The sequence below is a fragment of the Paenarthrobacter nitroguajacolicus genome (assembly GCF_051027655.1).
Lineage (GTDB): Bacteria > Actinomycetota > Actinomycetes > Actinomycetales > Micrococcaceae > Arthrobacter > Arthrobacter nitroguajacolicus.
The window spans coordinates 3,953,303-3,978,759 of the sequence record NZ_CP073234.1 but is presented as its reverse complement, the minus strand read 5'-3'; the positions used below and the strand labels follow the sequence as shown (position 1 = coordinate 3,978,759).

Sequence of the window (25,457 nt, the reverse complement as noted above, 5' to 3'; positions counted from 1 at the left end):
GCGGACGCAGTGCGCATCGGCATTTCAGGTACCTACTCCTCGGGCAAGACGTTCACCTCCATGGCCTTGTCCCACTACACGGGGCTGCCCCGGACCCGGGCAAGGACCATGCGTGAAATCCTCCCCGAGGCCGCGCCGGGCAAGACCCTTGAGGAGTGCACTGCCGCGGAGCTTATCCAGATGATCGTGACACGCCATGTTGAGCGGGCCGTTTACGAGGACAAGCTCTCGGCAGGGTTCATTTCCGACGGATCATCCTTGCAGGAATGGATCTATGGGTCCGTGCGGGTTTCGCTTGGCCTGAATCCCAGTGCCTCGGCGCATCTTTCGGCGGGCGAAACCGTGGAGAAGACGCCGGAACTCGCCTTCTTCGAAGAGGTGATGACCAGCCTTGGCAACAGCTTCAAGAGGCACGTGCAGAACTCCTTCGATGTGTTCGTGCACCTGAAGAACGAGCTCCCGCTCTCCGCCGACGGGCACCGCCCGGTCAATGATCAGTTCCGGAACATGTCCGACGCCATCTTGCAGCAAACCATGGACGAGCTGGGGATGCCGTTCCATGTGGTGTCCGGTTCCGTGGAGGAGCGACTCGAGCAGATCGCTTCCCTGTTCAAGCTGGAGCCACGCATGAGCCCGGAGGATGCTGCTCGTTTGGCCTCCGAAGAGTACGCACAGTTGGACGTCCGTTCTGAAAAGGAACGCGTCCTGCAGTAATCCGCCTGACCCAGGATTCCGGATTCGACTCACCCGTTCGTCCGGCCGACTGCCATAAAGCGGTCGGCCGGACGCTCGTCATTAGTGGAGAACCCATGCCCACCCATCCTTCTGCTTCCCACCAAGCGCGGTCCAACCACGCGCGACTAGGCGAGTTCTTCCGCACCCGCCGCGGGCAGACCCAGCCGGAGGACGTCGGGTTACCGGTCAGCCCACGACGCCGGACTCCCGGACTCAGGCGGGAAGAGGTGGCCGTCCTGGCGAACGTTGGGGTCTCCTGGTACACCTGGCTGGAGCAGGGGCGGGCCATCGGTGCCTCCGCAGAAATTTTGGACGCGATAGCCAATGCCCTGCAGCTCAGCCCGGAAGACAGGAACTATGTCCGCAGGCTGGCGTCCGGGCGTCGGCCCAGCCCTGACGCCGGCAACAGACAAGCCGCTCACAGCGGCTTTGAGGGGACCGGGGAGGGGGGACAGCGTTTCGACGTCGACAACACCCAGCTGGCGCTTCTGCAGCAACTGGTGGATGCCATGGCAAATCCCAGCTACATCGCAGACCCGTTCTGGACCGTCGTGGCAATGAACCCGGCCGCGGCTGACACCTTTGATACCCGGGTGGGCGAAAGCTGCCTCCACCGCTTCTTCACCGATCCGGAGCTTGCCCGGCCCCACGTCCACAAAGAGATGATGGCCCGATCCATGGTTGCCCAGTTTCGTGCGCAATCAGCCAAGTTCCCTGACGATCCCCGGTTCGACACCATGGCCCGGAGCCTCTGTGAGGTCTCGAAGGCCTTCAACGAACTGTGGCAGCGCCAGGTGGTGAGCGACTCGTACCATGTGGACGTTGTCTACGACCACCCAACACTCGGCCGGCTCAGCTTCGCCCCCATGGTTCTGGGCGTGCCGCAGTTTCCCGCCCTTCGCCTCTTTACCTACCTGCCCAAAAGCGGGACAGGGACGCAGGCGGCACTGTTGGGGCTTGGCCGGAAGGCTGTTGTCTAGTGCGGGTCAGAGGTTTGTCATCCGTTCGCCGGCCTCGTTGTAGCGCCCACCCTCCACGGTGATTTTCGCTGCGGCGGCTTCGATCTCGTCAAGCTCTGCAGGCGAAAGTTCGACGTCGGCCGCCGCCAGGTTTTCTTCGAGGCGGTGCAGTTTCCGTGTGCCTGGAATAGGCACGATCCACGGCTTCTGCGCCAGCAACCATGCCAAGGCGATCTGGCCCGGCGTCGCACCTTTTCGTTCTGCGATGCCGGCGAGCAGGTCCACCACAGCCTGGTTATTTTGCATGGCCTCCGGGGTGAACCGGGGGATGGTGCTGCGGATGTCGTTGCCGGATTCGAAGTTGGTGGAAGCGTTGATGGTGCCGGTCAGGAAGCCCTTGCCCAGCGGGCTGAAGGGAACGAAGCCGATGCCAAGTTCTTCGCAAACGTCCAGGACTTCTTCCTCCGGTCGGCGCCACCACAACGAGTACTCGCTCTGGACGGCAGCCACGGGAAGGACTGCATGGGCCCGGCGGATGGTGCCGGCCGCAGCCTCGGACATGCCGAAGTGCTTCACTTTTCCGGCGTCGACGAGTTCCTTGACGGCACCCGCCACGTCCTCGATGGGGACGTCCGGATCAACCCGGTGCTGGTAGTAGAGATCCAGGGCGTCCACTCCCAGCCGCTGCAGTGATCCTTCGACTACCTCTTTGATGACCTCGGGGCGGCTGGTGACCTTGCCGCTGGCTTTCCGCGCGGCGGGGTCAATGTCCCAACCGAATTTGGTGGCGATGACCACCTGGTCCTTGAACGGGGCCAGTGCTTCGCCGACGAGTTCCTCATTAGCGTAGGGTCCGTAGATCTCGGCGGTGTCGAAGAACGTCACGCCGCGCTCCACGCCTGTGCGGATGAGCGAGATCATTTCCTCGCGGTCCGGCCTCTCGCTGTAGCCGCCTGTCATGCTCATGCATCCCATGCCAATGGCGGAAACCTCAAGGCCGCCGGTGCCGAGTGTGCGCTTTTCCATGGTTGGTCTCCTATGGTGTTCGAGCTGATTGCTACCTCGACGGTATGGCCATGCTGAGATGCGAGGGAGTCCCTGGCATTACCCCTCAGTTCCCCTAGTTGCCCACAGCAACCAGACGTAAACTGGCCTTCGGTTCACATCGCCTGGCTCGGAGATTCCATGCTGTGGAAGGTACTTGTTCGCTTCCTGCGGCCGCATCAGCGGCTGCTGATCGCCGTCGTCGTCTTCCAGCTGGCCCAGTCCATCGCTTCCCTTTACCTTCCCACCCTGAACGCCGACATCATCGACAACGGGGTGGCCACCGGGGACACCGACTACATCCTGCGCATGGGCGGCCTCATGCTGCTCATTACCTTGCTGCAGATCGCGTGTGCGGTGGTGGCCGTGTACTTCGGCGCGAAGGCAGCCATGGGAATGGGCCGCGACCTGCGGGACGCCGTGTTTGCAAGGGTGGGGGAGTTCTCGGAGCAGGAGGTCACCAGGTTCGGGGCGCCGTCCTTGATCACCCGGTCCACCAACGACGTCCAGCAGGTGCAGCAGCTGGTCCTCATGTCCTGCACGCTCATGGTCGCCGCTCCCATGCTGAGCATTGGCGGCGTGATCATGGCTGTGCGGCAGGACGCGCAATTATCCTGGCTGATTGCCGTTTGCGTGCCTGTGTTGCTGGTGGCGGTCGGGCTGATCGTGACGCGGATGGTGCCGCTGTTCCGGAAGATGCAGGTCCGGATCGACGCCGTGAACAGGGTCCTCCGCGAGCAGCTCACCGGTATTCGTGTGGTGCGGGCTTTCGTCCGCGAGGACATGGAGGCTGCCCGGTTCGGCAAAGCGAACGACGACGTTACTGATGTTGCGCTCCGGGCCGGCCGTTTGATGGCGCTCATGTTCCCTGTGGTCATGCTTGTCATGAACGTTTCCAGCGTGGCGGTCATTTGGTTCGGATCTTTCCGGATCGAGGACGGCTCCATGCAGGTGGGCACCCTGATCGCGTTCCTAAGTTATCTGATGCAGATCCTCATGTCCGTCATGATGGCCACGTTCATGGCCGTGATGATCCCGCGCGCGTCCGTTTCCGCCGACCGCATCGGCGAGGTCCTGGACACCGAGTCAAGCGTCCAGCCGCCGTCGAATCCGGTCACGGGCGGGATACGCCGCGGCGAACTGGAAATGCGCGACGTCGGATTCGCCTATCCGGGTGCCGAGCAGCCGGTGCTGAGCGGGCTTTCGTTGACCGCCCGGGCGGGGGAGACCACCGCCATTATCGGCAGCACCGGGGCTGGCAAGACCACTTTGGTGAACCTCATGCCTCGGTTGTTCGATGCGACCAGCGGATCCGTGCGGATGGATGGCGTGGATGTTCGGGAGCTGCACCCGGACCTCCTGTGGGGGCACATCGGCCTGGTGCCGCAGCGGCCCTACCTGTTCTCCGGGACGGTCCGCAGCAACCTTCAGTATGGCAAGCCCGATGCCACTGAGGACGATTTGTGGCAGGCGCTCCGGGTGGCCCAGGCTGAGGACTTCGTGCTGGAAATGGAGGGCGGCCTGGATGCGACGATCTCGCAGGGTGGTACCAACGTCTCCGGCGGGCAGAGGCAAAGGCTCGCGATCGCCCGGGCACTGGTGAAACAACCTGAGCTCTACATCTTTGACGACTCCTTCTCCTCCCTGGATACCGCCACCGACGCCAGGCTCCGGCAGGCCCTCAAGCGCCACACCAACGGCGCCACGTTGGTGATCGTCGCGCAGCGCGTCTCCAGCATCGCGGACGCGGACCAGATCCTCGTGCTCGACGACGGCAGGATCGTTGGGCGCGGAACGCACGATGAGCTGTTGGAGACCTCCGAAACCTACAGGGAAATCGTGTCCTCCCAGCTCGCGGCGGAGGACGCGGCATGAGTGCTGTGCCAGCCGGTCCCCGTGGTCCGCAGCGGCCGGCGATGGGCCCGGGCCGCGGAGGCCCCTTCGCCGGAATGAACATTCCTGCCGAGAAAGCCTCGAATTTTGGCGCCTCGGCACGGCGTTTGCTGGGGACACTGCGGCCTGAACGCTTTTGGTTAATAATGGTGCTGGTCTTCGCGGTGGTCAGCGTTACTTTGTCCGTCATCGGCCCCCGGTTGCTGGGCGAGGGCACCAACCTGATCTTCGCCGGCGTCGTCTCCAAACAGCTGCCCGAAGGCGCGTCCAAAGCCGAAGTGATCGCAGGCTTGCGTGCATCCGGCGAGGACAGCAAGGCCGACATGCTGGGGGCCATGACCCTGACCCCCGGCGTCGGAATCGACTTCACGGCGCTGGCCTCGGTGCTGCTGTGGGCGCTGGCGCTCTATGTCCTGGCCTCGGCGTTCGGTTGGATTCAGGCGTACGTACTCAACGGCGTCGTGCAGCGGACCGTGTACCGCCTCCGCCAGCGAATTGAAGCGAAAATCCACCGGCTGCCCCTGCGCTATTTCGACTCCATCCAGCGCGGTGAGCTGCTGAGCCGGGTGACCAATGATGTGGACAACATCTCCCAAAGCCTGCAGCAATCCATCAGCCAAGTGGTCTCGTCCTTGTTGACGGTGGTGGGCGTGCTGGTGATGATGTTCCTGCTCTCGCCGCTGCTGGCGCTGATTGCCTTAGTAACTATTCCGTTGACGCTGGGGACTACACTGCTGATCGCCAAGCGCTCGCAGAAACTGTTCGTGGCGCAGTGGAAGAACACCGGCGAACTCAATGGCCAGATCGAGGAAACGTACACCGGGCACGCGCTGGTGAAGGTGTTCGGACGGCAGAACGAAGTCCAGGAGAGGTTCCGAGCGAAGAACGGCGAGCTGTATCAGGCGAGCTTCGGGGCGCAGTTCGTGAGCGGTCTGATCATGCCGGCCATGACGTTCATCGGGAACCTGGTCTACGTGGGGATCGCCGTGGTTGGTGGCCTGCAGGTGGCCTCGGGCTCAATGCAGTTGGGCGACGTGCAGGCATTTATCCAGTACTCCCGGCAGTTCACCATGCCGTTGGCTCAGCTCGGATCCATGGCGAATATGCTGCAGTCCGGTGTTGCCTCGGCCGAGCGGGTTTTCGACTTGCTGGATGAGGAGGAAGAGTCGGCCGAACCTGACCCTGTTCCGCCGTCGGGTCCGTCGCGCGGGCGCCTCGTATTCGAGAATGTGTCCTTCCGGTACTCGCCGGACAAGCCACTGATCACGGACCTCAGCCTGGTGGCGGAGCCGGGGCAGAGCATCGCGATAGTTGGGCCGACGGGAGCTGGCAAGACCACCCTGGTGAACCTGATGATGCGCTTCTACGAACTGGACTCAGGACGGATAACGCTCGACGGCGTGGACGTCGCCTCGATCCCGCGGCACGAACTTCGGTCCCGCATGGGCATGGTCCTTCAGGACACTTGGCTGTTCGGCGCGACGATCCGCGACAACATCGCCTATGGGCGCCCCTCCGCTTCCGAGACCGAGATCATGGAGGCCGCGCAAGCAACGTATGTGGACCGGTTCGTAAAGTCGCTGCCCGAAGGGTACGACACCTTGCTCGACGACGAAGGCGGCAACGTATCGGCAGGTGAGAAACAGCTGCTCACCATTGCCAGGGCCTTCCTGTCCCGCCCATCGGTGCTGATCCTTGATGAGGCCACCAGCTCCGTGGATACCCGCACAGAGGTACTGGTCCAGAAGGCCATGAACGCGTTGAGGTCCGACCGGACCAGCTTCGTGATCGCCCACCGGCTCTCCACTATCCGGGACGCCGACCTCATCCTGGTGATGGAAGCCGGGCAGATCGTTGAGCAGGGGACCCACGCCGAACTGCTTGCCTCGGGCGGGGCGTACTCCCGGCTGTATGAGGCGCAGTTCGCGGCACCAGCTGCGCTTGAACCCTAGATTTATTGGGCCTGTGGCTTCTGGCCCAGCTACCCGCGTCGGCGGGCCAACGCGTAGGAAGTTTCACGCAGTCGCCTCGTCCAGCCGTACGTTCCTGCTGTTGGAAGCGGATTGAGGACCGGATCATATCGCTCAGCGGTATCTTGGCCCACGGAGTCGGCGAGGCTGAGGGTCAACGTTCCGAACCTGGTCCACGGACCCAGCGGACTGGCGTGATGGAGTTCAAGGATCCACGAACCGCTGCCAAGGAGTGAGCGGAAAGCGCTCGGTTCGACGGGCAACCTGTTCGGGCTCCTGATGGTCCTTGCTGCTATCAAAACGGGGCCGTCATCAGACTTGTAGGGCATCATGCTGGAGAAAACCGCCGCCGCGGCATCCCGACGGAGCCGGAGGATGAAACGCCCAAGTCCTGTCGGTCCGGTGGTAGCAAGGAGCATGTCCGAGAGTTTGTCCTGCTCTGTGAAGCGCACGGCCAGTCCGATGATGTCCGGGAAGGCGTCTGGCAGTCCGATCGAGCGGGAAAGCCTGGCATCCACCACGTTGCTCCCGGCGGTGTCCAGCCAAGGGATGCCCGAGGGCGTGCGCACACTGGAGTCCCTTTCCAGAGTTCCGACCAGCTGGATGCCCTTTGGGTGGATCGGCCTCTGCGGACGCACAACCTTGATGGCCCGGAAGACCGCGGCAAACGCGGATCCGGCGACGACTTGCACTTTGCTGCTCACGGTATCCACCTGACCACCCTATGCGGCGAAACGCTTGATTGACAGGCTCCTGACTTTCGCGGGTGCATCTTTTGCAGGCGCAGGGTGGAGATGCTTAAGGCAACCGCGACGGGCGCAGCACGTTGGCGTCCCCGGCCGTCCTTGGGTCGAGCGGCACAGGACTACTCAGCACGGCGGGACCCCGATGCAACACGCCTCCAGCGATGACCTGGCATCGGACGCCGCCACGCCCACGCATCGCCTTATGGGCGCCCGGGGCAAGCATTTCATCCATCCACGCGCAAGGATGGGCCGGTCGCCCGGCTTTGAGCCGCACAGTGTCCTCACCGGACTCAAGCGTGAACTCATGGCCAAGCAAAGGCGCCAACTCTACTCCACGGAGGACAACGTTCCTCCGGGTCAGCAGGGGATCCAAGGGACCGGCCTCGAGTTCCGACGCGATGGCTTCGAGGGCCTCCATCGCGAACAACGTCACGGCGGCATCCATGTGTGCGGCCTTACCGAAGAACCTGTCGCCAACAATGCCTTTGCCCGCCACCAACTCGGCCTGCCCGGCATCGGTAGTGGGGACATCTGCCGCCCCCTCGCGTGCACGGCCAAAGTAGGCGTGTGCCGGCGACACCAAAAGGTGCAGCACATCGACGCCGTACCTGTACTCAGCGGTCATCCCTCAACGCTAGACCCAGCTTGGACAGTACGCATCAGCTATTGCCCGCCAAAGTAAAGGATGCTTTACTTTTCCCATGAGTAAAGCTTCCTTTACATCGAGGCGGGCGCCGGCTCACCACTACGTCTTGGCGATCATCCTCGGCGCCATCCTGACGGTGGTGGTTTCCGTCCTGGTGGGAGCATCGAACCCGGATGACTTCTGGCTCGCTGCAGCGATCGGCGCCCTTTGCGCCGCCTACCCGGCGATGTCCCTGGGGGGGGCAAGGTGTTCGTATCCAATCACACGATCACCCGCGATCCGCACGGCGAGCAGAGCGTGGAATTGCAGTGGATGCGGCAAGCGGGAGCGGGGGCTTTCCTGGATGTCCTGGTCGCTATCGTGGTCGCTTCACTGGTGCTGGCCATCGGCCGTTTCGCCGTGGACGCACTTCCGGTCCTTTTTGGCCTGATTGCCCTGAGTATGGTTGACGCCGGGCTGCGATACGTGGCCATTCGCCACCGCGCGCTCAAGTGAAGAACAACCTCGCGGAGCGGCGCACCGAACGGCGCTGGACACAGGCGGACCTGGCGGCGGCACTTGGAGTTTCCCGACAGACTGTCATCTCGATCGAACGGGAGAAGTTTGATCCCTCGCTTCCGTTGGCCTTCCTCATCGCACGGACGTTTGACTGTGCCATTGAGGACATTTTCACTGCGGACTAAGGTGCTTTGTGTCCCACGCCGCAGCGCTATGAGCCCCTCCCCGATACTGTTGCACGGTGAACTTTGCTGAGGCCGCCGACGGCGCTGAAATCGCCTGGACATCGGAAGGCGAAGGTGAGCCGATGCTGCTCATCGCCGGCCAGGCGACAGCCATGGATGGTTGGGGTCCGACGGCGGAGCTTCTGTCCCGCTATTACCGCGTCATCCGTTTTGATCACCGGGGGATAGGTCGGAGTGGGAAGGGCGAAGCCGAGCGCTACACTACGCGGCTCCTCGCGGAGGATGCAGCAGCTGTCCTTGACGCTGCAGGGGTGGATTTAGCACACGTGTACGGTCATTCCATGGGTGGTCGAGTTGGGCAGTGGCTGGCTATCGACTACCCGCAGAAAGTCCGCACTCTGATCCTCGCCGCAACGAGCGGTGGAAGATCGCCGGGCGCCGGAATGCAGCCGGACAGGGCGGCCTTGGATGCGCTGGTTAGTGGTGACATGTCCCGGCTTGAACCGCTCTTCTTCGACGCGGATTGGGTCCGGAGCAATCCCGCGGCGACGCACACGTTCTTCAACTCCCACGCGTCAGCATGGGCCAAAGTGCGCCACTTCAAGGCCAGCCGCGAGCACGATGCCTGGCGTTATCTCAGCTCCATCCAGTCGCCGACTCTGATCCTTCACGGCATCGAGGACGCGTTGACGCCCTTGCCCAACGCGCTGCTCCTCCGCGAGCACATTCCCCGCTCGGTGCTGGTGAGGGTTCCTGGTGCTGGTCATGGCTTGCACCTGGACCATCCCGAAACGGTTGAGTGGATCCGGCAATTCATCGCTGGAAAGAGCCGTTCGTCAGGATAATTGGCAGGACTGCTTGGGTGGTCGGCCCTAGAGGGAATGCCCACCAAGGTGCCGGACCAAGGCGTCGACGATAGGGAGTTGCCCCTTGACGAGCTTTGTCCGGGTTACGGGTTCCTCAAACCATCGGGCGTCATCGATCTCCGGGAATTCCTTGATGGCACCCGAGCCCTTGGGCCATTCCATGGGAAAGGTGTTGCTGACAATCTGCTGAGGTTGAAAGTCGGTGGCTTCGGCAGTGAACGCGGTGATTAGTTTGCCGGAGGGCTGCCGAAAAACGCCCAGGAGGTCGTAGTGGGCCGCTGGCGGTGGTGTGCCAATTTCTTCGGTGAATTCCCGTTGGGCGGCAACCAAAGGGTCTTCGTCCTCGGGGAATTCTCCCTTGGGAATTGACCAGGCGTGTTCATCTTTGCGGGCCCAAAAGGGCCCACCCATGTGGGCTATCCACAGTTCCAATTGACCGGCGGTGTTTCGTCGGTGAAGGAGGATGCCTGCGCTGCGAATTGTGATGTGCCCTCCCGGGGTAAGACCCTGCGCGAAAATTCCCAACCACGTCAAGGCTACTCGTGGAGTTGGCGCCGTTATCCAATTGATGTTGTGTGGACGAATTTGCTTGTTCATTTCGCTTCCGGCAGGACCCTGGCTACTTGATAATCGAGGACAGGCGTTTCTCGGGGGGGGGTGGAACGTCGCTGCGGTCAGCGGCATCAGCCGTTGACGGTTCCGGGCGCATCAGCAGGAGGAAACAGCTATGGCATTGTCAGTGAGGCTCCTTCCACGTGGGGGAAGAAAAGCAATGGGGTTGGCCGTCGTCGTTGCGGTTGGCTTATCGATGTTCACAGGAACAGGCCCCTCGCATGCAGCGGACACCACGCCCATGGCTGAGGATCCTGGCCCGGTGGGCAGCTTTGCGTGGAAAGGGTTCAACTGGCAGAAGCGCTTTTGGGGCGGGGCGCCCATGTATAACGCGAGTTGGGATGCCAATAACGTGAGCAGCCCGGACGCGAACGGGTACGTCAAGTTGTCCATCAGCAACCCCACGGGATCGGCTCCGAAGGGAGCGGAATTTCAATCCACGCGTGAAGGCTTCGGTTATGGAACATACAGCACAACCGTGGAAAAGGATGTCAGCGCCCTCCAGAAGGAAGTGGTGTGGGGATGCCTGTTCACCTACGACCCTAATGCGGTGCCTGGCTATACGGAGATTGACCTTTGTGAAGCCTCGGCCTGGGGTGGGGGCGCCGCTTACGGTGAAAACTGGCCTGTGACCCAAGGGCATGGATATTGGTTTGACGCCAGCTTGCCCCCGGGGCAGGGAAACAACACCGTCACTTTTGATGTCACAAATGCCCCGATCCTCACCCACAGGATGGTCTGGGAACCGGGCAAGCTGACTTACGAGACATTTGCTGGGGAAGGCTACGACGGCACATTGCTCAAGAGAACCATTTTGGAGGGACCCACGGTCCCGCTCCCGGCCAAGGAACAGGTTCACTTCAACCTCTGGGTAGCAGGCGGTGGAGGCGGAGATGCAGCACACGTGGTGCCCGAAACAGTCACCATCCGGGACTTCTCCTTCGTTCCCGCGAACCAAGGTCAGCTCGTTGCGCCAACACCCACCATCTCAGGCGCGGCAGCCGTGGGCTCAACATTGACCGCAGTTCCGGGAACCTGGACCACCGGGACCGCCCTGAGCTATCAGTGGTTCCGGAACGGCACGGCTATTGCCGGCGCAACCAGCGCCACCAGGGTCCTTGCCGCCGCGGATCAGGGCACCAGCCTGACGGTCCGCGTCACGGGAACCAAGGCCGGCTACGCAACTGCCGTCAGGGAGTCTGCTCCCACGGCGATAGTAGTTGCCGGTACTTTGGTAGCGCCTACACCGACTATCACGGGAACGCTGACAGTGGGTTCAACGCTCATTGCCAATCCTGGTACGTGGACGTCCGGGACCACCTTGACGTATCAGTGGTATCGCTCCGGTGTGGCAATCCCCGGGGCAACAGCCCGTTCCTACAAGCTGGTGAGTGCTGACCAGGCTGACGCGATGAGCGTGCGGGTTACCGGCACTAAAGCCGGCTACACCACGGTGGTCAAGTACTCAGCCAGCACGACCCCGGTTCTGTAGACCAATAAGGCTGTAGACCAGTACGGCGAATACAACAAACCCGCCGTTGTGTCGCGCTGGAGGTAGCGACACAACTGCGGGTTCGTTGCTTGATGTGGTTCTTTTAGCCTACTTTTGTGCCCGGACTGGAACGATCCTCTTAACGGCGAGTCCGAGAGCCAGCATGGCAAAGGCTGCCAGTGCGAACCAGAAGAGGTCTCCGGCTCCGGTCAATGCGAGCGTGCCTGAGCCCATTCCAGCTGCTACTGCCCCTGTCACTGGGGTTACTGCGTTGTTGTACATGAGTCGATTTACCAAACTTTCTTTCTGTTGAATGCTGCATCCAGGTACGCCTTGGCGTGGACAGCTTGGAGGAAGATATCGATGACGGTTTCGTACATGGTTGCGGCCAGGAGCATGTACCTCCAGCCCCGGTAACGCACAGTGACTATGCGTTCCAGGATGAAAATGCCGGTGACGGTAATCCAGAAGGGCTGAAGGTTCAGGCCCATGCCGGAAATCAACGCGAACAGGAGGGAGCCGAAGTAGGCCAGCGTCACTAAGACGCCGATCATGGAAAGAAACTGGCGTCCCCAATATGGCCTGGTTACTTTGGTCCATCCGTATTGCACGCAGTTCTCCACCGCGCCGCGCTTCCATCGCAGTCGCTGTGACCACAGTTCACGCCACGTGGGCATGACCTCGGTGACCAACGTGCAGTTGGATGGAGATGCGATGCGGTAGCCCAGGGTCAACAGGGCAAAGGAGAGTTCGTTGTCCTCGGTCAGCACCGAGGTGTCATAGACGCCGCCGTTGCCGTTGCCGGGAGGGAGCATGCCCTTCAACCGGGCGGCCACGACGTCCCGCAATGTCTTGACGCGGAAAAGCGCCGCTGTGCCGGTCACTACCAGGCACTTGCCGTGAAGTCGCTTCACGTCACGCGCGTAACGGGCGTATTCGTTGCGCTGCAGATGGCCCACAAAGCCGCCGCCCGGACCGCCGCTGAACACTCCGCCCACAGCGCCTAGCAGTTCGTCCGCGAGCAGGTTCCTGGTGGCGTTCTCGATGAAGTCGAGGGCCAGTTGCGAGTCGGCATCCTGGACCAGGAACAGGTCCTCCGGGTCAGCATCCGGAAGGAGCTCGCTGAGGGCGAAGTTCAGGGCACCGGCCTTCTTGTCTTTGTTGCCCACGGTGCGCATGACTTCGGCGCCCTGAGCGAGGGCAAGCTCTTCGGTGTCATCGGTGCAGTTGTCTGCCACCACGATCACGCGGTCCGGGCGCTGAGTCTGGTTATTCAAGGAGAGCAGCGTCTCGGTGATGCCGGCAGACTCGTTGTGTGCCGGAACCAGGACGGTGACCACCCCGCCTGGCGCCCGGTGGGATCGTCGCGGCCTGACAACCGTCTCCGGCGCGTTAGCCGGGGCCGGTGCAGCTGCGTTGGCCGTGGTTTCCGTGAGCATTGTGATCCCTCCGTTCAGGCGTTGAAGCGTTGACTCACTTAGACTTCCAACGCGAACGCAAGATCAGGGGAGGGAAACCATCAAGGAAGTCTCAAGGTTCCATCAGGACTTTCTGTATGGCGTCACGAACGGGTGGGGGTAGGGACCACTGGTGCCAACTTCCCGGTGGAACCCGGACTTGTTCGCGTCACGAGCCGTAAAACGCCGGGGGAGGCGTACAACTGCGGGAGGCGCTTAAATGCAAGAGGACGACGTCGGGAGGTCCCGGCGTCGTCCTCTTGCGTAGTTCTTGAGCTGCTTAGCGGTTCAGGCTGACCGTGAAGGTCTTAGGGCCGCTCAGGGTAACTGCGATTCCGCAATTTTCGGCGGCAGCGCGGTGTGAGAGGGATTCAATGGCGGCATCGATGGTGTGGTCGATTGCCGACTTGTCCCAGATTTTCAGCGTGATGGAGTCAGTATGTGTCGTCATTGTCAGTACTTTCACTCAGGCCGTTAACAGCCCCAAGCTTCTTCGCAGGGGCCGCATCCTCGTCGGTGAGGATTGCTGATTCAGCTTGTATGGGAACGAATTCCCTCATTCATGGTTCATGCTGCCCACCACGGTTGACAAGTAAATCCGGCTAAGTGTGACCGATTACACGTTGCTTATGACTCCGTTTAACCGTGCAGGTTAACCGTGGGGACTGCCTCCGGCCGCGGGCGGCACGTCCAGCGTGTAAACCACCAGCTGCACCTTCGGAGCTGGCCGTTCCTTCTCCCGCTCAGGACGGCGGACGTAGCCCAGGCGGCGGTAAAGGCGCTGGGAAGGTTCGTTGTCGACGGCGGTGTCCAGCACCACGCGCTCTGCGCCCCTGTCGGCCGCAATGCGGGCTGATTCGTCCAGGAGCCTCCGGCCAAGTCCGCTCCGGCGGGCTTCGGGCAACACCGCGAGGAGCCTGAGTTCAACTTCGCCTTCCTAAGCCTGGCGGCTCAACCGGGAGCCGTAGGGGAGGAGGCTTGCCGTTCCCACCAAGCGTCCGGATTCCTCGTCCTCGGCCACCAGCAGCACACCTTCCCGTGCCCGGGCGGCGGCATTCAGCAGGAGACCAAGGCGCTCGTCGTCCGGCTGGTGCGCGCCGGGAAGATGGTGACCAAAGCCCTCGTACGTCAGCCGCCCCACGGCGTCGTACTCTTCCTGGCGAGCCTCCCGGATCACGTACGTGCCGGTGACGACGTTTGCTGTGGTGGTCATGGTTGTCCTTTCGGCTGCGGATCGAGTCCGAGGTGGGATTTGAGCGTTGTGCCCGAGTACTCGCGGCGGGCGACGCCGCGCTCTTGGAGCAGGGGAATGACCCCGGAGGTGAAGCGCTCCAGGTCCTGGGGCAGCAGGGAGAACATGAGGTTGAAGCCGTCGGCGGCGCCCTCTGCATGCCAGCGTGCCAAAGAACCGGCAACGTGCTGTGGGGTCCCGATGAAGTCATGATTGCGTTTGTCGCCCGTGAGGATCGAGTAGAGATCCTTCAGCGTTACCTCCTCTTCGCGTCCTTGGATCTGCTCTCCGGCAGAGCGAAAATCGGCCCTGGGCTGCGCGATGGTGGGAATGCCGGATTGGGCCACGGTGGCGTCCGCTCCGAGCCCGGTGAAATCGACTGTGCCTTCGCGGGTAGGGCCGGTGAAGTACTCCTGGAGAAAGTCCAGGACCTGCTGGTCAGTAATGAGGTCGTCCAGCTCCCGGATGCGTTCCAGGGCTTCCTCGCGGGTGTCCGCCACAACGGGTGAAATGGCTTGGTAGACGTAGATTTCGTCGGGATTTCGGCCGAACGTTACGGCTTGGGCCCGGACTGAATCCCTGTACTTACGTGCTTGCGGGATGTCCGGATGGCTTGCGAACAGGGCATTGGCGAACTTCGCGCCCAGTTTTCGGCCCGGGACGGAAGTTCCAGCCTGGGCCAGCAACGGGGAGTGCTGAGGGGAAGGGCCGATGTTGAGTGGACCGGCAACCTTGAAGAACTCACCCTCATAGTCCAGGCGGCTGAGTTTTTGGCGGTCAAAGAACCGCCCGGCTTCCTTGTTGTAGAGGAAGGCGTCCGGGCCCCAGGAATTCCACAGGCCTTGGGTAACCTCAACGAACTCTTCGGCGCGGCGGTACCGGAGGCTGTGGTCGGGATGCTCATCGGCGCTGAAGTTGCCGGCCGTGCTGTTGGTGAGGTCGCGGGTGGTGACGATGTTCCAGCCGACGCGTCCACCGCTGATGTGGTCCGCCGTCAGGGCCGCACGGGCGAAATTGAACGGCTCATCGTAAGAGGTGGACGATGTTGCGATGAGGCCGATGTTGCTGGTGACCGCTCCGAGGGCTGTGACCAGGCCGATGGGATCGAACCGGTTGAGGATGCCGGGGTTGGATGTCTCGTCGATCGCGAGGGAGTCGCCCAGGAAGATGGCATCAAACTTGGCCTTTTCTGCGATTCCGGCCAGCTCCACTTGGTGCCTGAAATCGATGCTGGCCTGGGGGAAAGCCGTTTCGTGGCGCCATGAAGCCAGATGGATGCCCGTGCCCACGAGGTAGGCGAAGAAATGGATCTGCTGGCGTTCGCTGATGAGTGTCTGGTTCATGGGCCTGTTCCTGAATATTCGAAGGGTGCCCGCAACAAGGCGGGCACCCTGCAAACAGCTACTTGGTCTTCTTGATGGCTTCTTCTTCGGCGGTGAGGACTTCCTGCAGTTTGGCCGCAGTCCAATCAGCCTTGAACTGAAGGTTGCCGTCATTGAGCTTGGTCACCGAGGCTTCCACCTCGGGGGAGTGGTAGGCATCCACGATCTTCTTCCACGTGGGATCGTCCTTGCGGTCAGCCTTCACCACGAAGCCGTTGATGTAGGGAGCCAGGGATTCCGAATTCAGGTCTTCCTTGAAGATGATCTTCTCGTCCCCCAAGCCGCCCTTCTGGGCCTGCGTGTTATTGACGACGGCGGCATCCGTGGTTCCCTTCAGCGCGTTTACCGTCTGGTTGCTGTCCACCGGGACAACCTTGATCTTGCTCGAGGTGATCTCAGCCGGGGTAGACAGGGAGTTACCGCCGTCCTTGAGCTGCAGCAACCCTGCGGTCTGCAGATTCAGCAGGGCGCGGGCCTGGTTGGTGGGGTTGTTGGGAATGGCAACCTCGGCATCGGCCGGGAGCTCCTCAACAGATTTGAACTTCTCCGAGTAGAGCGCCAGCGGGTACACCGCAGTAGCTCCAACCGGAACCAGCGTGCCGTTGCTGTTGACGTTGAACTGGGACAAGTACTTCAAGTGCTGGAACAGGTTGATGTCCACCTGGCCCTGCTGTGTTGCGGTGTTGATCTGCGCACCATCGGTGAAGTTCTTGACCTCGAGATCGATGCCCTGGTCCTTCAGCTTGTTCTTCAGGAGCGTCCAGTGTTCCTCGGCGCCGTCGTCCACACCGATAACCACCTTGGTGTTCGCAGCGGTTGACGAACCACTTGAGGCACCCCCGCAGGCCGAGAGCGATAGGGCGGCAATCAGGCCGACGGCGGCAACTAACAGGCGGTTCTTCATGATGCTTCTCCGTACAAAGGGTATTGATGCGAATGGAAGGTACGGGGTGTTCCCCCTGCCTCACGCTAGGCAGTTGCCATGGTGAGAATCGAACGTCTTCGCAACACTCCGACGCGCATCGTCAAGGAAAGAAACCGCAGTTCACAGGGGGTCATTGGGTTCGATACGAGGGCTGGGGCGCTGTTGGAATGGGCATCCAACCAACCCAAAAGGAGGCTCCGGTGAGCGCGATCGTTTCGCTGCGCGGCGTCAGCAAAGTGTTCCCGGTTCAAAGCGGCAACCGGGGGCAACGCAGCAACCGCGGCAGGCACGCGGAGCCGGTACGCGCCGTCAATGACGTCACCCTGGATATTGAAGAGGGGACCGTCGTCGGAATCGTCGGATATTCGGGTGCCGGAAAATCCACGCTGGTGAGGCTGCTTAACGGCTTGGAACGTCCCACTGAGGGGCAGGTCCTCGTCAAGGGGCAGGACATCTCCGCCCTACCCGAAGGCCAGTTGCGCAAAGTCCGTTCCGGCATCGGCATGATCTTCCAGCAGTTCAATCTCCTGAAGTCCCGGACCGTGTTCGGAAACGTCGCCTATCCCTTGAAGGTAGCGGGCTGGTCCAAGCAGAAGATCAAGCCCCGCGTAGACGAGCTGCTGGAATTCGTGGGCATCGCGGACAAGGCCGGCTCTTACCCCCGGCGTCTCTCCGGAGGCCAGCAGCAACGCGTGGGAATTGCACGCGCGCTGGCTAACGCTCCGGACATCCTGCTCGCCGACGAAGCCACCAGCGCCCTGGACCCGGAGACCACCCGGGATGTCCTCCGCCTCCTCCGACGCATCAACAAAGAACTCGGCACCACAGTCGTGGTCATCACCCATGAAATGCACGTGGTCCGCGAGATATGCGACACCGTGGTGATGATGGAATCCGGCCGCGTGGTGGAAGCCGGACCAACCTACTCGGTGTTCGCGGACCCCCAAAGTGCTTCCACCCAACGCTTCGTCTCCACGGCCGTGCATGGCACTCCGGAAGCGGACACGGTTAGCCGCCTTGCCGCAGCGCATCCAGGCCGGCTCGTATCCATTGGCATCTCAGAGGCTGCGCCCACCCCGCTCGTGGCCGCCACCTTCGAACGACACGGCGTGGGATCCAGCGTGGTGTTCGGCGGTGTCACCGAGATCCAGAACAAAATTCTCGGCACACTCACCTACGAGCTCACAGGCAGCGACGCGTCCATTGACGCTGCACTCGCCGACTTAGGCAACGTCACCGCCGTCGAACGCCAAATTTCGACGGCGGCAGCTGCCGCCAGTGCCTCACCGCACCTTCCAGCCCCCGTCCCCGCGAACGCCGGAGAATAGCCATGACCGACTGGACAACGCTCCTGCCCGTGCTGGGCGAATCCTTCCAGCAGACCATCTACATGGTGGTCATCACCGTCCTGCTCAGTGGCGCCGCCGGTCTCGCGTTAGGCGTCACCCTCTACGCCTCCCGGCCGGGAAACCTCTTCGCGAACAAGGGTGTTTTCTCGGTCCTGAATTTCGTGGTCAACGTCATCCGGCCCATCCCCTTCATCATTTTCATCACGGCCATTGCGCCGTTGACCCTGATCATCATGGGCACCACCATCGGCACCACGGCGGCGATTCTGCCCATGGCGCTGATGGCCGGCGTGGTTATTGGACGGGTGGTGGAACAGAACCTGGTAGCGTCCGATCCCGGCGTTGTGGAAGCCGCGCGTGCTGTGGGCGACAGCCGGCTGCACATCCTCTGGTCAGTGGTCATCCCCGAATCCTTGGCACCGCTGATTCTGGGCTACACGTTCATGATCATCGCCATCGTGGACATGTCAGCCATGGCCGGGTACATCGGCGGCGGCGGCTTGGGCAACTTCGCCATCATGTACGGCTACCAACAGTTCAATTGGGAAGTCACGCTGGTGACCGTCCTGATCATCATCGTCATGGTGCAGGCCGCTCAGTTGCTGGGTAACTTCCTGGCCCAGCGCATCCTTCGCCGCTAACTCTCTGTTAGGAGAACCACAATGCCCATCGAATTCCTCGGTATGGGTGCCGGCAATGATTCCACGGAAACTTCGCCGGCCACCACGTCCTTTTTCGACCCTGACTACGCTGCCCGCATTGCCAGGATCCACGAGGACAACAACTGGGACCACGTCCTGTTCGCCTACAACTCCACTACGCAGGATCCCTCGATCCATGCTGCGTGGGTTGCGGCCAATACGGAACGGATCCAACTGCGGTTGGCGCACCGGCCCAACGTTTCGCACCCCACATTTGCGGCCCGGTCCTTCCTGACGCTGGACCACATCGCCCAAGGCCGGTTGACCGTGCACTTCATCACGGGCGGAAGCCAGACAGATCAGGCCCGCGAAGGGGACTTCCTTGCCAAGGACGCACGCTACGGCCGGACGCGGGAGTACATGCAGATCGTGCGGCGGGCGTGGTCCGGAGAATCGTTTGATTGGTCCGGCGAGCACTACAGATTCGAGAATTTCGCCAGCGGCTTGGGGCCTTTCAACGGCAAGCGGCCCGGCATCTCGTTTGGTGGTTCTTCCGAAGCGGCCTGGGCTGTGGGCGCCGCTGAGGCAGATATCTATGCGCTCTTCGGCGAACCGCTAGCCGATGCCGCCGGCCAGCAGGAACAGATCCTTGCACGGGCTGCGTCGCTCGGGCGCCGTGAGCCGTTGCGCTGGCAGATAGCCTTCCGGCCCATCGTTGCCGCTACGGACGAGCTGGCCTGGGAGAAGGCCCAAACCGTCCTTGCGAGGCTCGAGTCCCGCCGGGACAACGGCGAGGTCATCGACCCTGTCCGCCACTACAACCAGAAACCCGAAGCCGCCGGTACCCAGCGGCTCCTCGCGGCGGCGGAACGCGGCGACCTTCACGACCGCGCCCTCTGGACTGCCCTTGCCAAAGCGGCGGGTGGTGGAGGCGGAAGCGCGACGGCGTTGGTGGGCTCCTACGACACCGTCACGCAGGCGATTCTGGACTACCACAAGCTCGGCTTCGAGATTTTCGGCCTTCGCGGCTACGACTTCGTCCCTGATGCCCTTGAGTTTGGCCAGCACGTGATCCCGCAGCTGAAACAGGAAGTGGCGCACCGGGAGCATGGCCGGACCGCCGAGGAACTCCGGGCAGGCCAGGCAGCGGCGCGGGCACGCGTGTTGGCTGGCGCCTCCTGACCCTCTTTGAGTGGCCTCCGGGCCCAAACCAACCCTATGTGGTTGTTTTCGATCATCCACCGAGGCAAAACAGGTCAGGAAGGAACGCGATGAACGGCCCAGGAAATCACGCCAAACGTTCTGCCCTCTGGCTTTGCCTGGGCGCAGGATTCATCACGCTCCTTGACCAGTCAATGTTCGTGCTGGCGGTTCCCGCGATGTCCGCCTCGCTCCACGCCGATTCAGGCTCTGTGCAATGGATCCTGGCGAGCTACTCACTGGCGTTTGGTGTTGCGTTGGTTCCCGCGGGCAGGCTTGGGGACATTGTCGGCCGGAGAACCCTCTTCATCGCAGGCATTGCTGTTTTCGGCGCATCGAGCCTGCTGGGCGGCCTGGCCGCGGACCCATCACTGGTCATCATCGCCAGGCTCCTCCAAGGGCTCGGCGCGGGAACCCTGAATCCGCAGGTGCTTGGCCTCCTGCAGGACGTCTATTCCGGGCCCGACCGCGCCAAAGCCCTCGGTGCCTACGCTGCCGCCGGGGGTTCCGCTGCGGTCTGCGGCCCGCTGATCGGCGGACTCGTCCTCTCACTGGGCGACCCGTCGATCGGCTGGCGGATCCTGTTCCTGGCGAATGTTCCCTTGGTGCTGGTTCTGGTTCCGCTGGCCTTCCGGCTACTGCCACGGCCGGCCGGCAAAGACCCGCGAAACGGCACGGCGAAGCCCTCGATCGACATCCTGGGCGCATTGTTGCTCGGCGGTGTGGTGATCGCCTCGCTCATCCCGACAATCTACGGTGCAGGCACTATTGCCGTGACGTCGCTGGCGATCGGCGGGGGTGCGCTCCTCGCCTTCGCCGGTTGGGAAATTCTCTACCACCGGCGCGGCAGAACTCCATTGATCAGTGCCGCGCTGATGAAATCCAGGGGCTATGCCTTGGGCACTGTTGTGGCGCTCTGCCAGTTCGGTGTCGGTGCCGGAATGGCCGCTGTGACGGCGTTCTACTTCCTTGCCGGGAGCGGAATGGCTCCTTTGGCAGCTGCAGCCATCCTCGCGCCGCAAGCAGCCGGGATGCTGTTGGCGTCCAGCTTCAGTTGGCGCTTCGTAGCCCGATACGGACGTGGTGGGATCGTCTTCGCGCTCGTGGGCAGTCTGGCCTGCTTGGTAGCCAAGGACCTTTTCGTGCAAGGGCTCGACGGCGGGACAGCGGCCCTTGCCGTGGCCGCCGTCGGGCTCTTCCAAGGAGTGGCGACCGGCCTGGTAGTCGCACCGAACCAGACACTGACTCTCGCTCACGCACCCGTAGGCGCCGCCGGAGTGGCAGCAGGTTTCTACCAGCTCAGCCAACGTTTTGCTGCAGCACTATGCTCGGCTGCGGCGGCGGGCATGTTCCTGGACGCGCACCGAGCGGCCACCGGCGAAGCGTCAAAGGATGCCTTCCACCAAGGCATCGTCATGTGCTGCATTCTGCTTGGTGTCGCCTTGCTTGCGGGCGGACTCGACTGGCTGCGTGAGGCGCGGGACCGCAGAAACAGAAATGCCGCCGTCGTGACTTCCGGAAAGGAAGCCCCGACGACGGCGGCAGGTACTCAGCGCTCTGAAGCCACCGAAGCGGTTGACGCCTGAGCTGTTGTCGGGGCTGTTTCAAGGGGCGCAACCGTTGGACCCGTGGTGGGGACGCCGGCGTCGCGCAGGGCCGGGAACCCTCCATCCACGTGGACTGCGTTGGCATAGCCGAGGACCTTGAGCTTCTGCGCGACGGGACGTGAGCCGTTCACGGAGCCGCAGAACACCACGATCTTTTGGTCTTTCCCGCTGACCTGCCCCAAACGATGGGCGGAATCAGGGTTGAAGTCCTCCTCAACATGCTCGCGGTTGACCACCACGGCACCAGGAACCGCGCCTGTGCTGGCGCGGCCGCCTTCGCTGCGGACATCGATCAGTAGGGCGCCCTCTTCGATGAGCTTTGCTGCTTCATCAGCGGTGATCAGCTGGGTATCCTGCACTTCGGTTTCGATGGACATATTGCTCCCTTTGTATTTGGTGGTTGGTAATCCGGAAAACTAGAGACCCCACGCCTCGGCGAGCAATTGGTACGAGCTCTGCCGGTCGGCGTGGTGGTGGGCAATGGTGGTGATCAGGAGTTCCTGGGCTCCGGTTGCGTGTTGCAGCGCGCGTAGCTTGTGGCTGACTTGGTGGGGGTCGCCCACAAAGCGGGTATCCACACGGTCTTTGGTCAGTTCCTCGGCTTCCACGTCCAAGGGAAGATCAAGGGCATCGTCCGGCGAAGGGTAGGGGATGGCGCCCTGGCCGCTGCGGATACCGTAAACCCACTGGGCGTAGCCGCGGGCCAAGCGCTGAGCCTGATGTTCGTTCGGGGCCACCAGCACGTCCGCCGAGACGATCACATGCGGTTCCTGCAAGGCGGCGGACGGTTCGAAGTGGGACCGGTACTCAGCGATGGAATCCAGCACCCCTGCCGGTGCTACGAGGTAGTTCGCGCCGAAGGGAAGACCCAGCTTGCCAGCGAGCCGGGCACTTGGTCCGGCTGTTGAGCCGTGGATCCAGAACTGCGGCGCCTGGCCAAGGGCCGGTGTTGCCGTGACTTCCTCGCCGTGCTTCGTCCGATAGTCGCCTGTGAAAAACCCGATAATGTCCTGCACGTCGGTCTCGAAATTGTCGGTATCGCCAGGGACTCTGCCAAGCAGTTCCCCCTGCAGCCGGAACTTCCGGGGAAGGACGGCACCGAAGACAGGGCGTGGGGAGGGGATCAGCAGACCGTCAATCACACGGTCGCCGGCAGCGGCCACATCAGCTGCAGGCACCACCCCAGGTGCCGGTTCGCTGGGAGACTTGGGCGGCCCGGAGCGACCAAAGCCGAGGTCCAAACGGTCAGGAAAGACCGCGGCGAGCGTTCCGATGCTCTCCGCAATCTGAAGCGGCTTGTAGTTTCCCAGCAGGGTGGCCGCGGTTCCCACGCGGATGGTCTTGGTGGCCGACGCCACCAGACCGGCAAGGATATGCGGAGCAGAACCAGCAACGCCGGTATTGAGGTGGTGCTCGGCCAACCAGTACCGCGAATAGCCGGAAGCCTCTGCGGTGGCGGCAAGGTCAAGGGTGCTGCGCAAAGCCTCGCCGGGGGTCTGCCCGGCTGACACCGGACTTAGGTCAAGGACGGACAGGGGAGTAACTGAAGGCTTCGGCATGGCACGACACTACGGAGCGCAGTGCCTCAGCCAAAGCGGATCCGTCACCCCGCTCAACGGGGCTAAATCCAGCGAAATCCGGCGAAACGGACCGTCATAAGGACCTCCGGCTACGAGTCTGCGATCCCTGCATCAATTGCTAAGACCCCGGTACAAATCCGAACATTCCCCAACGAATTCGCACAGGTATTTCTTGTCAAAGTCTTGACCGGGGGAATGAGGCACTGGTAAACCTTGGGGGCGGAAAGCGTTTTCTCATGCCGCGGCACCATCGCCCCAAGGTTGGAGGCGGTTCTGTTCGTGGTGTGTGAAACGTTCCAATCAAGGTGCGGCAGATCCCCCTGCCGCCCAGCATCAAAGGAGATGTTCTTTGGCTTACCCCTCGAAATGTTCCTACCGCAGTACCCGTAACCGGACTTGGAAGGCCGTTCCCATGGCGGCTTCTGCTTCACTTGCCGCTGCCGCCATCGCGCTGACGGGCGTCCCGCTCGCTCAAGCAGCCCCCGCCCAACTCCCGCAAGCAGCGCAAGCCGGCCTCCCCGGCGTCGTGCCTGCTGCGAAGGATCCATCCACCCTCAAGCGGCAAGTGGAGAACCTGGATCGGGCGCCGGTTGCTGTCCTGACGGATCAGGGCGTCACGGTGAGCTGGCGCATGCTCGGCCTGGACAAGGACAGCGTCGGTTTCCAGGTCCTGCGCGACGGGGTGAACATCACCCCGGAACCACTCCGAAATGCCACAATGTTCGTGGACCCGGATGGAACGGCGGAGTCCAACTACGTCATCAAGACCGTCGGGAATGGGCAAGGCGAGGACAAGCTGAGCGAAGCGGTGACGCCGCTGGCGCAGAACCATGTGGCCATCAAGCTGGACAAGCCGGCCGATGGAGTGACGCCTGACGGGAAGCCCTACACCTACTCCGCCAACGATGCGACTGTCGCGGACCTCGACGGTGATGGCAAATATGAGGTCATTCAAACCTGGGCACCTTCCAACGCCAAGGACAACTCCCAGTCCGGATACACGGGCAACGTCTACGTGGACGCCTACAAGCTCGATGGCACCAAGCTGTGGCGTATTGACCTGGGCCGCAACATCCGCGCCGGCGCGCATTACACCCAGGTTTTGGCCTACGACTTCGACGGCGATGGCAAGGCTGAGGTTTCCCTCAAGACAGCGGACGGCACCCGCGATGCCGCCGGAACGGTCATCGGGAACGCCAACGCCGACTTCCGCAACAGTGCCGGTTACATACTTTCCGGTCCTGAATTCCTGACCGTCTTCAAGGGCGGGACCGGCACCATCATGGACACTGTGGCCTACGAGCCCCCGCGTGGCACTGTCGGCGGCTGGGGCGACAACTACGGAAATCGCGTAGACCGCTTCCTGGCCGGCGTGGCCTACCTCGACGGGGTGCATCCATCCATGATGGTCAGCCGCGGCTACTACACGCGCACCGTCCTGGTCACCTACGATCTGGTGGACGGCAAGCTCGTGAAGCGCTGGACCTTCGATTCGAACCTTGCCGGGGATGAATACAAGGGGCAGGGTAACCACAACTTGTCCGTTGCTGACGTGGACCAGGACGGCAAGGACGAGTTCGTCTTCGGTTCCATGACCATCGACGACAATGGCCAGCCTCTTTACAACACCAAGCTTGGCCACGGCGATGCCATACACACCAGCGACCTCGACCCGTCCAGGCCTGGGCTGGAGACGTTCGCCGTCCACGAGAGCATGAGCCAGAGCGGCAACCGTGGAGCAACATTCCGCGACGCCGCTACCGGTGAAGTCCTCTGGAGCATCCCCGCGGCCAGGGACACCGGTCGCGGTGCGGCAGGTGACATCGATCCCCGCTATGCCGGGGCGGAAGGCTGGGCCGTCGGAGGTACGGCCGCGTGGGATTCACCCGTTGGTCAGTTGGTATCGGCCAAGGGCGAGCTGATCGCCGGGAAGATCCCCGCCGCGAACTTCCTGGCATGGTGGGATGGTGACCTGCTCCGCGAAATTGTGGACCACGACTATGACGCAACGTTGTCCCGCGGCGTTCCCACCATCTCCAAATGGAACTGGGAAACCGAGTCCAGCGATCGGCTCCTGACTGCCGAAGGTGCACGCAGTAACAACACCACCAAGGGCAACCCGTCAATCCAAGCGGACATCCTGGGTGACTGGCGCGAAGAGATCGCCTGGCCGTCCACCGACAGCAGCGAGTTGCGGATCTACACCACTACGGCCCCCACCGAGGTTCGCCTGAGGACCCTCATGCATGACACGGTCTACCGCACAGCTGTGGCCCGCGAAAACGTCGCCTACAACCAGCCGCCGCACCCGAGCTTCTTCATTGGTGAGGGCATGCAGGCTCCGGCGATTCCCGACGTCGTCTACACGGGGACCAGTAAGTAGCCGGTTCCCTGCCGGCGAAGACCCTTTACAACAGGGTGCTTAACAAGTGAATGCCG

Annotated in this window: 26 protein-coding genes; 13 read left to right on the top strand and 13 right to left on the bottom strand. The window is 62.4% G+C overall.

All coding sequences use genetic code 11. The annotated features are described in order from the left end of the window. Window positions 1-9: 9 nt before the first annotated feature. Together KCX59_RS18685 and KCX59_RS18680 are read left to right on the top strand one after the other, a co-directional pair. Window positions 10-714, top strand: a complete 705-nt coding sequence (locus KCX59_RS18685) for an AAA family ATPase (protein ID WP_091470258.1) — start codon at window positions 10-12, stop codon at window positions 712-714. A 95-nt stretch (window positions 715-809) separates the two neighbouring features. Further along, complete coding sequence (locus tag KCX59_RS18680; protein ID WP_179017647.1) at window positions 810-1,715, top strand: helix-turn-helix transcriptional regulator; 906 nt, start codon at window positions 810-812, stop codon at window positions 1,713-1,715. Window positions 1,716-1,721: 6 nt separating this feature from the next. Here the strand turns inward: KCX59_RS18680 and KCX59_RS18675 are convergent, their stop codons facing one another. Further along, window positions 1,722-2,720, bottom strand: a complete 999-nt coding sequence (locus tag KCX59_RS18675) for an aldo/keto reductase (RefSeq protein WP_179017646.1) — start codon at window positions 2,718-2,720, stop codon at window positions 1,722-1,724. A gap of 159 nt (window positions 2,721-2,879) precedes the next feature. Here KCX59_RS18675 and KCX59_RS18670 point away from each other — a divergent pair, with 159 nt between their 5' ends. Both KCX59_RS18670 and KCX59_RS18665 read left to right on the top strand, forming a co-directional pair. After that, window positions 2,880-4,613 (top strand): ABC transporter ATP-binding protein, encoded by a 1,734-nt coding sequence (locus tag KCX59_RS18670; RefSeq protein WP_179017645.1) that lies wholly within the window; start codon window positions 2,880-2,882, stop codon window positions 4,611-4,613. Further along, the gene (locus KCX59_RS18665; RefSeq protein WP_306294670.1) at window positions 4,610-6,583 is read left to right on the top strand and encodes an ABC transporter ATP-binding protein; all 1,974 of its coding nucleotides are present in this window, start codon (window positions 4,610-4,612) and stop codon (window positions 6,581-6,583) included. The genes KCX59_RS18670 and KCX59_RS18665 overlap by 4 nt, the downstream gene beginning before the upstream one ends. Before the next feature lie 29 nt (window positions 6,584-6,612). On the opposite strand, the gene KCX59_RS18660 is transcribed toward KCX59_RS18665, so the two are convergent. Both KCX59_RS18660 and KCX59_RS18655 read right to left on the bottom strand, forming a co-directional pair. Next, window positions 6,613-7,305 (bottom strand): hypothetical protein, encoded by a 693-nt coding sequence (locus tag KCX59_RS18660; RefSeq protein WP_256871446.1) that lies wholly within the window; start codon window positions 7,303-7,305, stop codon window positions 6,613-6,615. Between the two features lie 94 nt (window positions 7,306-7,399). Beyond that, on the bottom strand, window positions 7,400-7,972 hold the full coding sequence (locus KCX59_RS18655; RefSeq protein ID WP_179017643.1) for an MOSC domain-containing protein: 573 nt from the start codon (window positions 7,970-7,972) through the stop codon (window positions 7,400-7,402). Between the two features lie 267 nt (window positions 7,973-8,239). Between KCX59_RS18655 and KCX59_RS18650 the strand changes: the two genes are divergently transcribed. The 3 genes from KCX59_RS18650 to KCX59_RS18640 are packed head-to-tail and all read left to right on the top strand — an operon-like array spanning window position 8,240 to window position 9,521. Continuing rightward, the gene (locus KCX59_RS18650; protein WP_256871445.1) at window positions 8,240-8,488 is read left to right on the top strand and encodes a hypothetical protein; all 249 of its coding nucleotides are present in this window, start codon (window positions 8,240-8,242) and stop codon (window positions 8,486-8,488) included. Further along, a complete protein-coding gene (locus KCX59_RS18645; protein WP_054808874.1) occupies window positions 8,485-8,676 on the top strand; it encodes a helix-turn-helix transcriptional regulator in 192 nt (63 codons plus the stop codon). The genes KCX59_RS18650 and KCX59_RS18645 overlap by 4 nt, the downstream gene beginning before the upstream one ends. 56 nt (window positions 8,677-8,732) lie before the next feature. Beyond that, entirely contained in the window at window positions 8,733-9,521 is a 789-nt protein-coding gene (locus KCX59_RS18640) for an alpha/beta fold hydrolase (protein WP_370629189.1), read from the top strand. Window positions 9,522-9,548: 27 nt separating this feature from the next. On the opposite strand, the gene KCX59_RS18635 is transcribed toward KCX59_RS18640, so the two are convergent. After that, entirely contained in the window at window positions 9,549-10,028 is a 480-nt protein-coding gene (locus KCX59_RS18635) for an NUDIX domain-containing protein (RefSeq protein ID WP_179017809.1), read from the bottom strand. Between the two features lie 241 nt (window positions 10,029-10,269). On the opposite strand from KCX59_RS18635, the gene KCX59_RS18630 reads away from it, so the two are divergent. After that, window positions 10,270-11,646 carry a hypothetical protein gene (locus tag KCX59_RS18630; protein ID WP_256871444.1) on the top strand — a complete coding sequence of 459 codons (1,377 nt, stop codon included), beginning with the start codon at window positions 10,270-10,272 and terminating at the stop codon, window positions 11,644-11,646. 108 nt (window positions 11,647-11,754) lie between these two features. Here KCX59_RS18630 and KCX59_RS18625 read toward each other — a convergent pair whose 3' ends face one another. From KCX59_RS18625 to KCX59_RS18595, 7 genes are all read right to left on the bottom strand, one after another. Further along, a complete protein-coding gene (locus tag KCX59_RS18625) occupies window positions 11,755-11,928 on the bottom strand; it encodes a hypothetical protein (RefSeq protein ID WP_166660328.1) in 174 nt (57 codons plus the stop codon). An 8-nt stretch (window positions 11,929-11,936) separates the two neighbouring features. After that, on the bottom strand, window positions 11,937-13,085 hold the full coding sequence (locus tag KCX59_RS18620) for a glycosyltransferase family 2 protein (protein ID WP_218649243.1): 1,149 nt from the start codon (window positions 13,083-13,085) through the stop codon (window positions 11,937-11,939). 298 nt (window positions 13,086-13,383) lie between these two features. Further along, entirely contained in the window at window positions 13,384-13,554 is a 171-nt protein-coding gene (locus KCX59_RS18615) for a hypothetical protein (RefSeq protein WP_178994140.1), read from the bottom strand. A gap of 201 nt (window positions 13,555-13,755) precedes the next feature. Next, window positions 13,756-14,010 (bottom strand): GNAT family N-acetyltransferase, encoded by a 255-nt coding sequence (locus tag KCX59_RS18610; RefSeq protein ID WP_434122526.1) that lies wholly within the window; start codon window positions 14,008-14,010, stop codon window positions 13,756-13,758. A 30-nt stretch (window positions 14,011-14,040) separates the two neighbouring features. Continuing rightward, window positions 14,041-14,316, bottom strand: coding sequence for a hypothetical protein (locus KCX59_RS18605; protein ID WP_256871443.1), 276 nt, complete (start codon window positions 14,314-14,316; stop codon window positions 14,041-14,043). Further along, a complete protein-coding gene (locus KCX59_RS18600) occupies window positions 14,313-15,677 on the bottom strand; it encodes an LLM class flavin-dependent oxidoreductase (RefSeq protein WP_178994144.1) in 1,365 nt (454 codons plus the stop codon). Before KCX59_RS18600 ends, KCX59_RS18605 begins: the two co-directional genes overlap by 4 nt. 58 nt (window positions 15,678-15,735) lie before the next feature. Beyond that, complete coding sequence (locus KCX59_RS18595; protein ID WP_179017642.1) at window positions 15,736-16,620, bottom strand: MetQ/NlpA family ABC transporter substrate-binding protein; 885 nt, start codon at window positions 16,618-16,620, stop codon at window positions 15,736-15,738. A 221-nt stretch (window positions 16,621-16,841) separates the two neighbouring features. Between KCX59_RS18595 and KCX59_RS18590 the strand changes: the two genes are divergently transcribed. The 4 genes from KCX59_RS18590 (at window position 16,842) to KCX59_RS18575 (ending at window position 21,417) form a co-directional block, all read left to right on the top strand. After that, window positions 16,842-17,969, top strand: a complete 1,128-nt coding sequence (locus KCX59_RS18590; protein WP_179017641.1) for a methionine ABC transporter ATP-binding protein — start codon at window positions 16,842-16,844, stop codon at window positions 17,967-17,969. Between the two features lie 2 nt (window positions 17,970-17,971). Further along, window positions 17,972-18,631, top strand: a complete 660-nt coding sequence (locus tag KCX59_RS18585; protein WP_179017640.1) for a methionine ABC transporter permease — start codon at window positions 17,972-17,974, stop codon at window positions 18,629-18,631. A gap of 21 nt (window positions 18,632-18,652) precedes the next feature. Next, window positions 18,653-19,813 carry an LLM class flavin-dependent oxidoreductase gene (locus KCX59_RS18580; protein WP_178994152.1) on the top strand — a complete coding sequence of 387 codons (1,161 nt, stop codon included), beginning with the start codon at window positions 18,653-18,655 and terminating at the stop codon, window positions 19,811-19,813. Between the two features lie 89 nt (window positions 19,814-19,902). Further along, a complete protein-coding gene (locus KCX59_RS18575) occupies window positions 19,903-21,417 on the top strand; it encodes an MFS transporter (RefSeq protein WP_179017639.1) in 1,515 nt (504 codons plus the stop codon). Here the strand turns inward: KCX59_RS18575 and KCX59_RS18570 are convergent. Both KCX59_RS18570 and KCX59_RS18565 read right to left on the bottom strand, forming a co-directional pair. After that, window positions 21,381-21,815, bottom strand: a complete 435-nt coding sequence (locus tag KCX59_RS18570; RefSeq protein WP_179017638.1) for a rhodanese-like domain-containing protein — start codon at window positions 21,813-21,815, stop codon at window positions 21,381-21,383. The genes KCX59_RS18575 and KCX59_RS18570 overlap by 37 nt on opposite strands. A gap of 39 nt (window positions 21,816-21,854) precedes the next feature. Continuing rightward, on the bottom strand, window positions 21,855-22,997 hold the full coding sequence (locus tag KCX59_RS18565) for an LLM class flavin-dependent oxidoreductase (protein WP_179017637.1): 1,143 nt from the start codon (window positions 22,995-22,997) through the stop codon (window positions 21,855-21,857). Window positions 22,998-23,367: 370 nt separating this feature from the next. Between KCX59_RS18565 and KCX59_RS18560 the strand changes: the two genes are divergently transcribed. Further along, on the top strand, window positions 23,368-25,401 hold the full coding sequence (locus KCX59_RS18560) for a rhamnogalacturonan lyase (RefSeq protein ID WP_178994160.1): 2,034 nt from the start codon (window positions 23,368-23,370) through the stop codon (window positions 25,399-25,401). Window positions 25,402-25,457 lie beyond the last annotated feature (56 nt).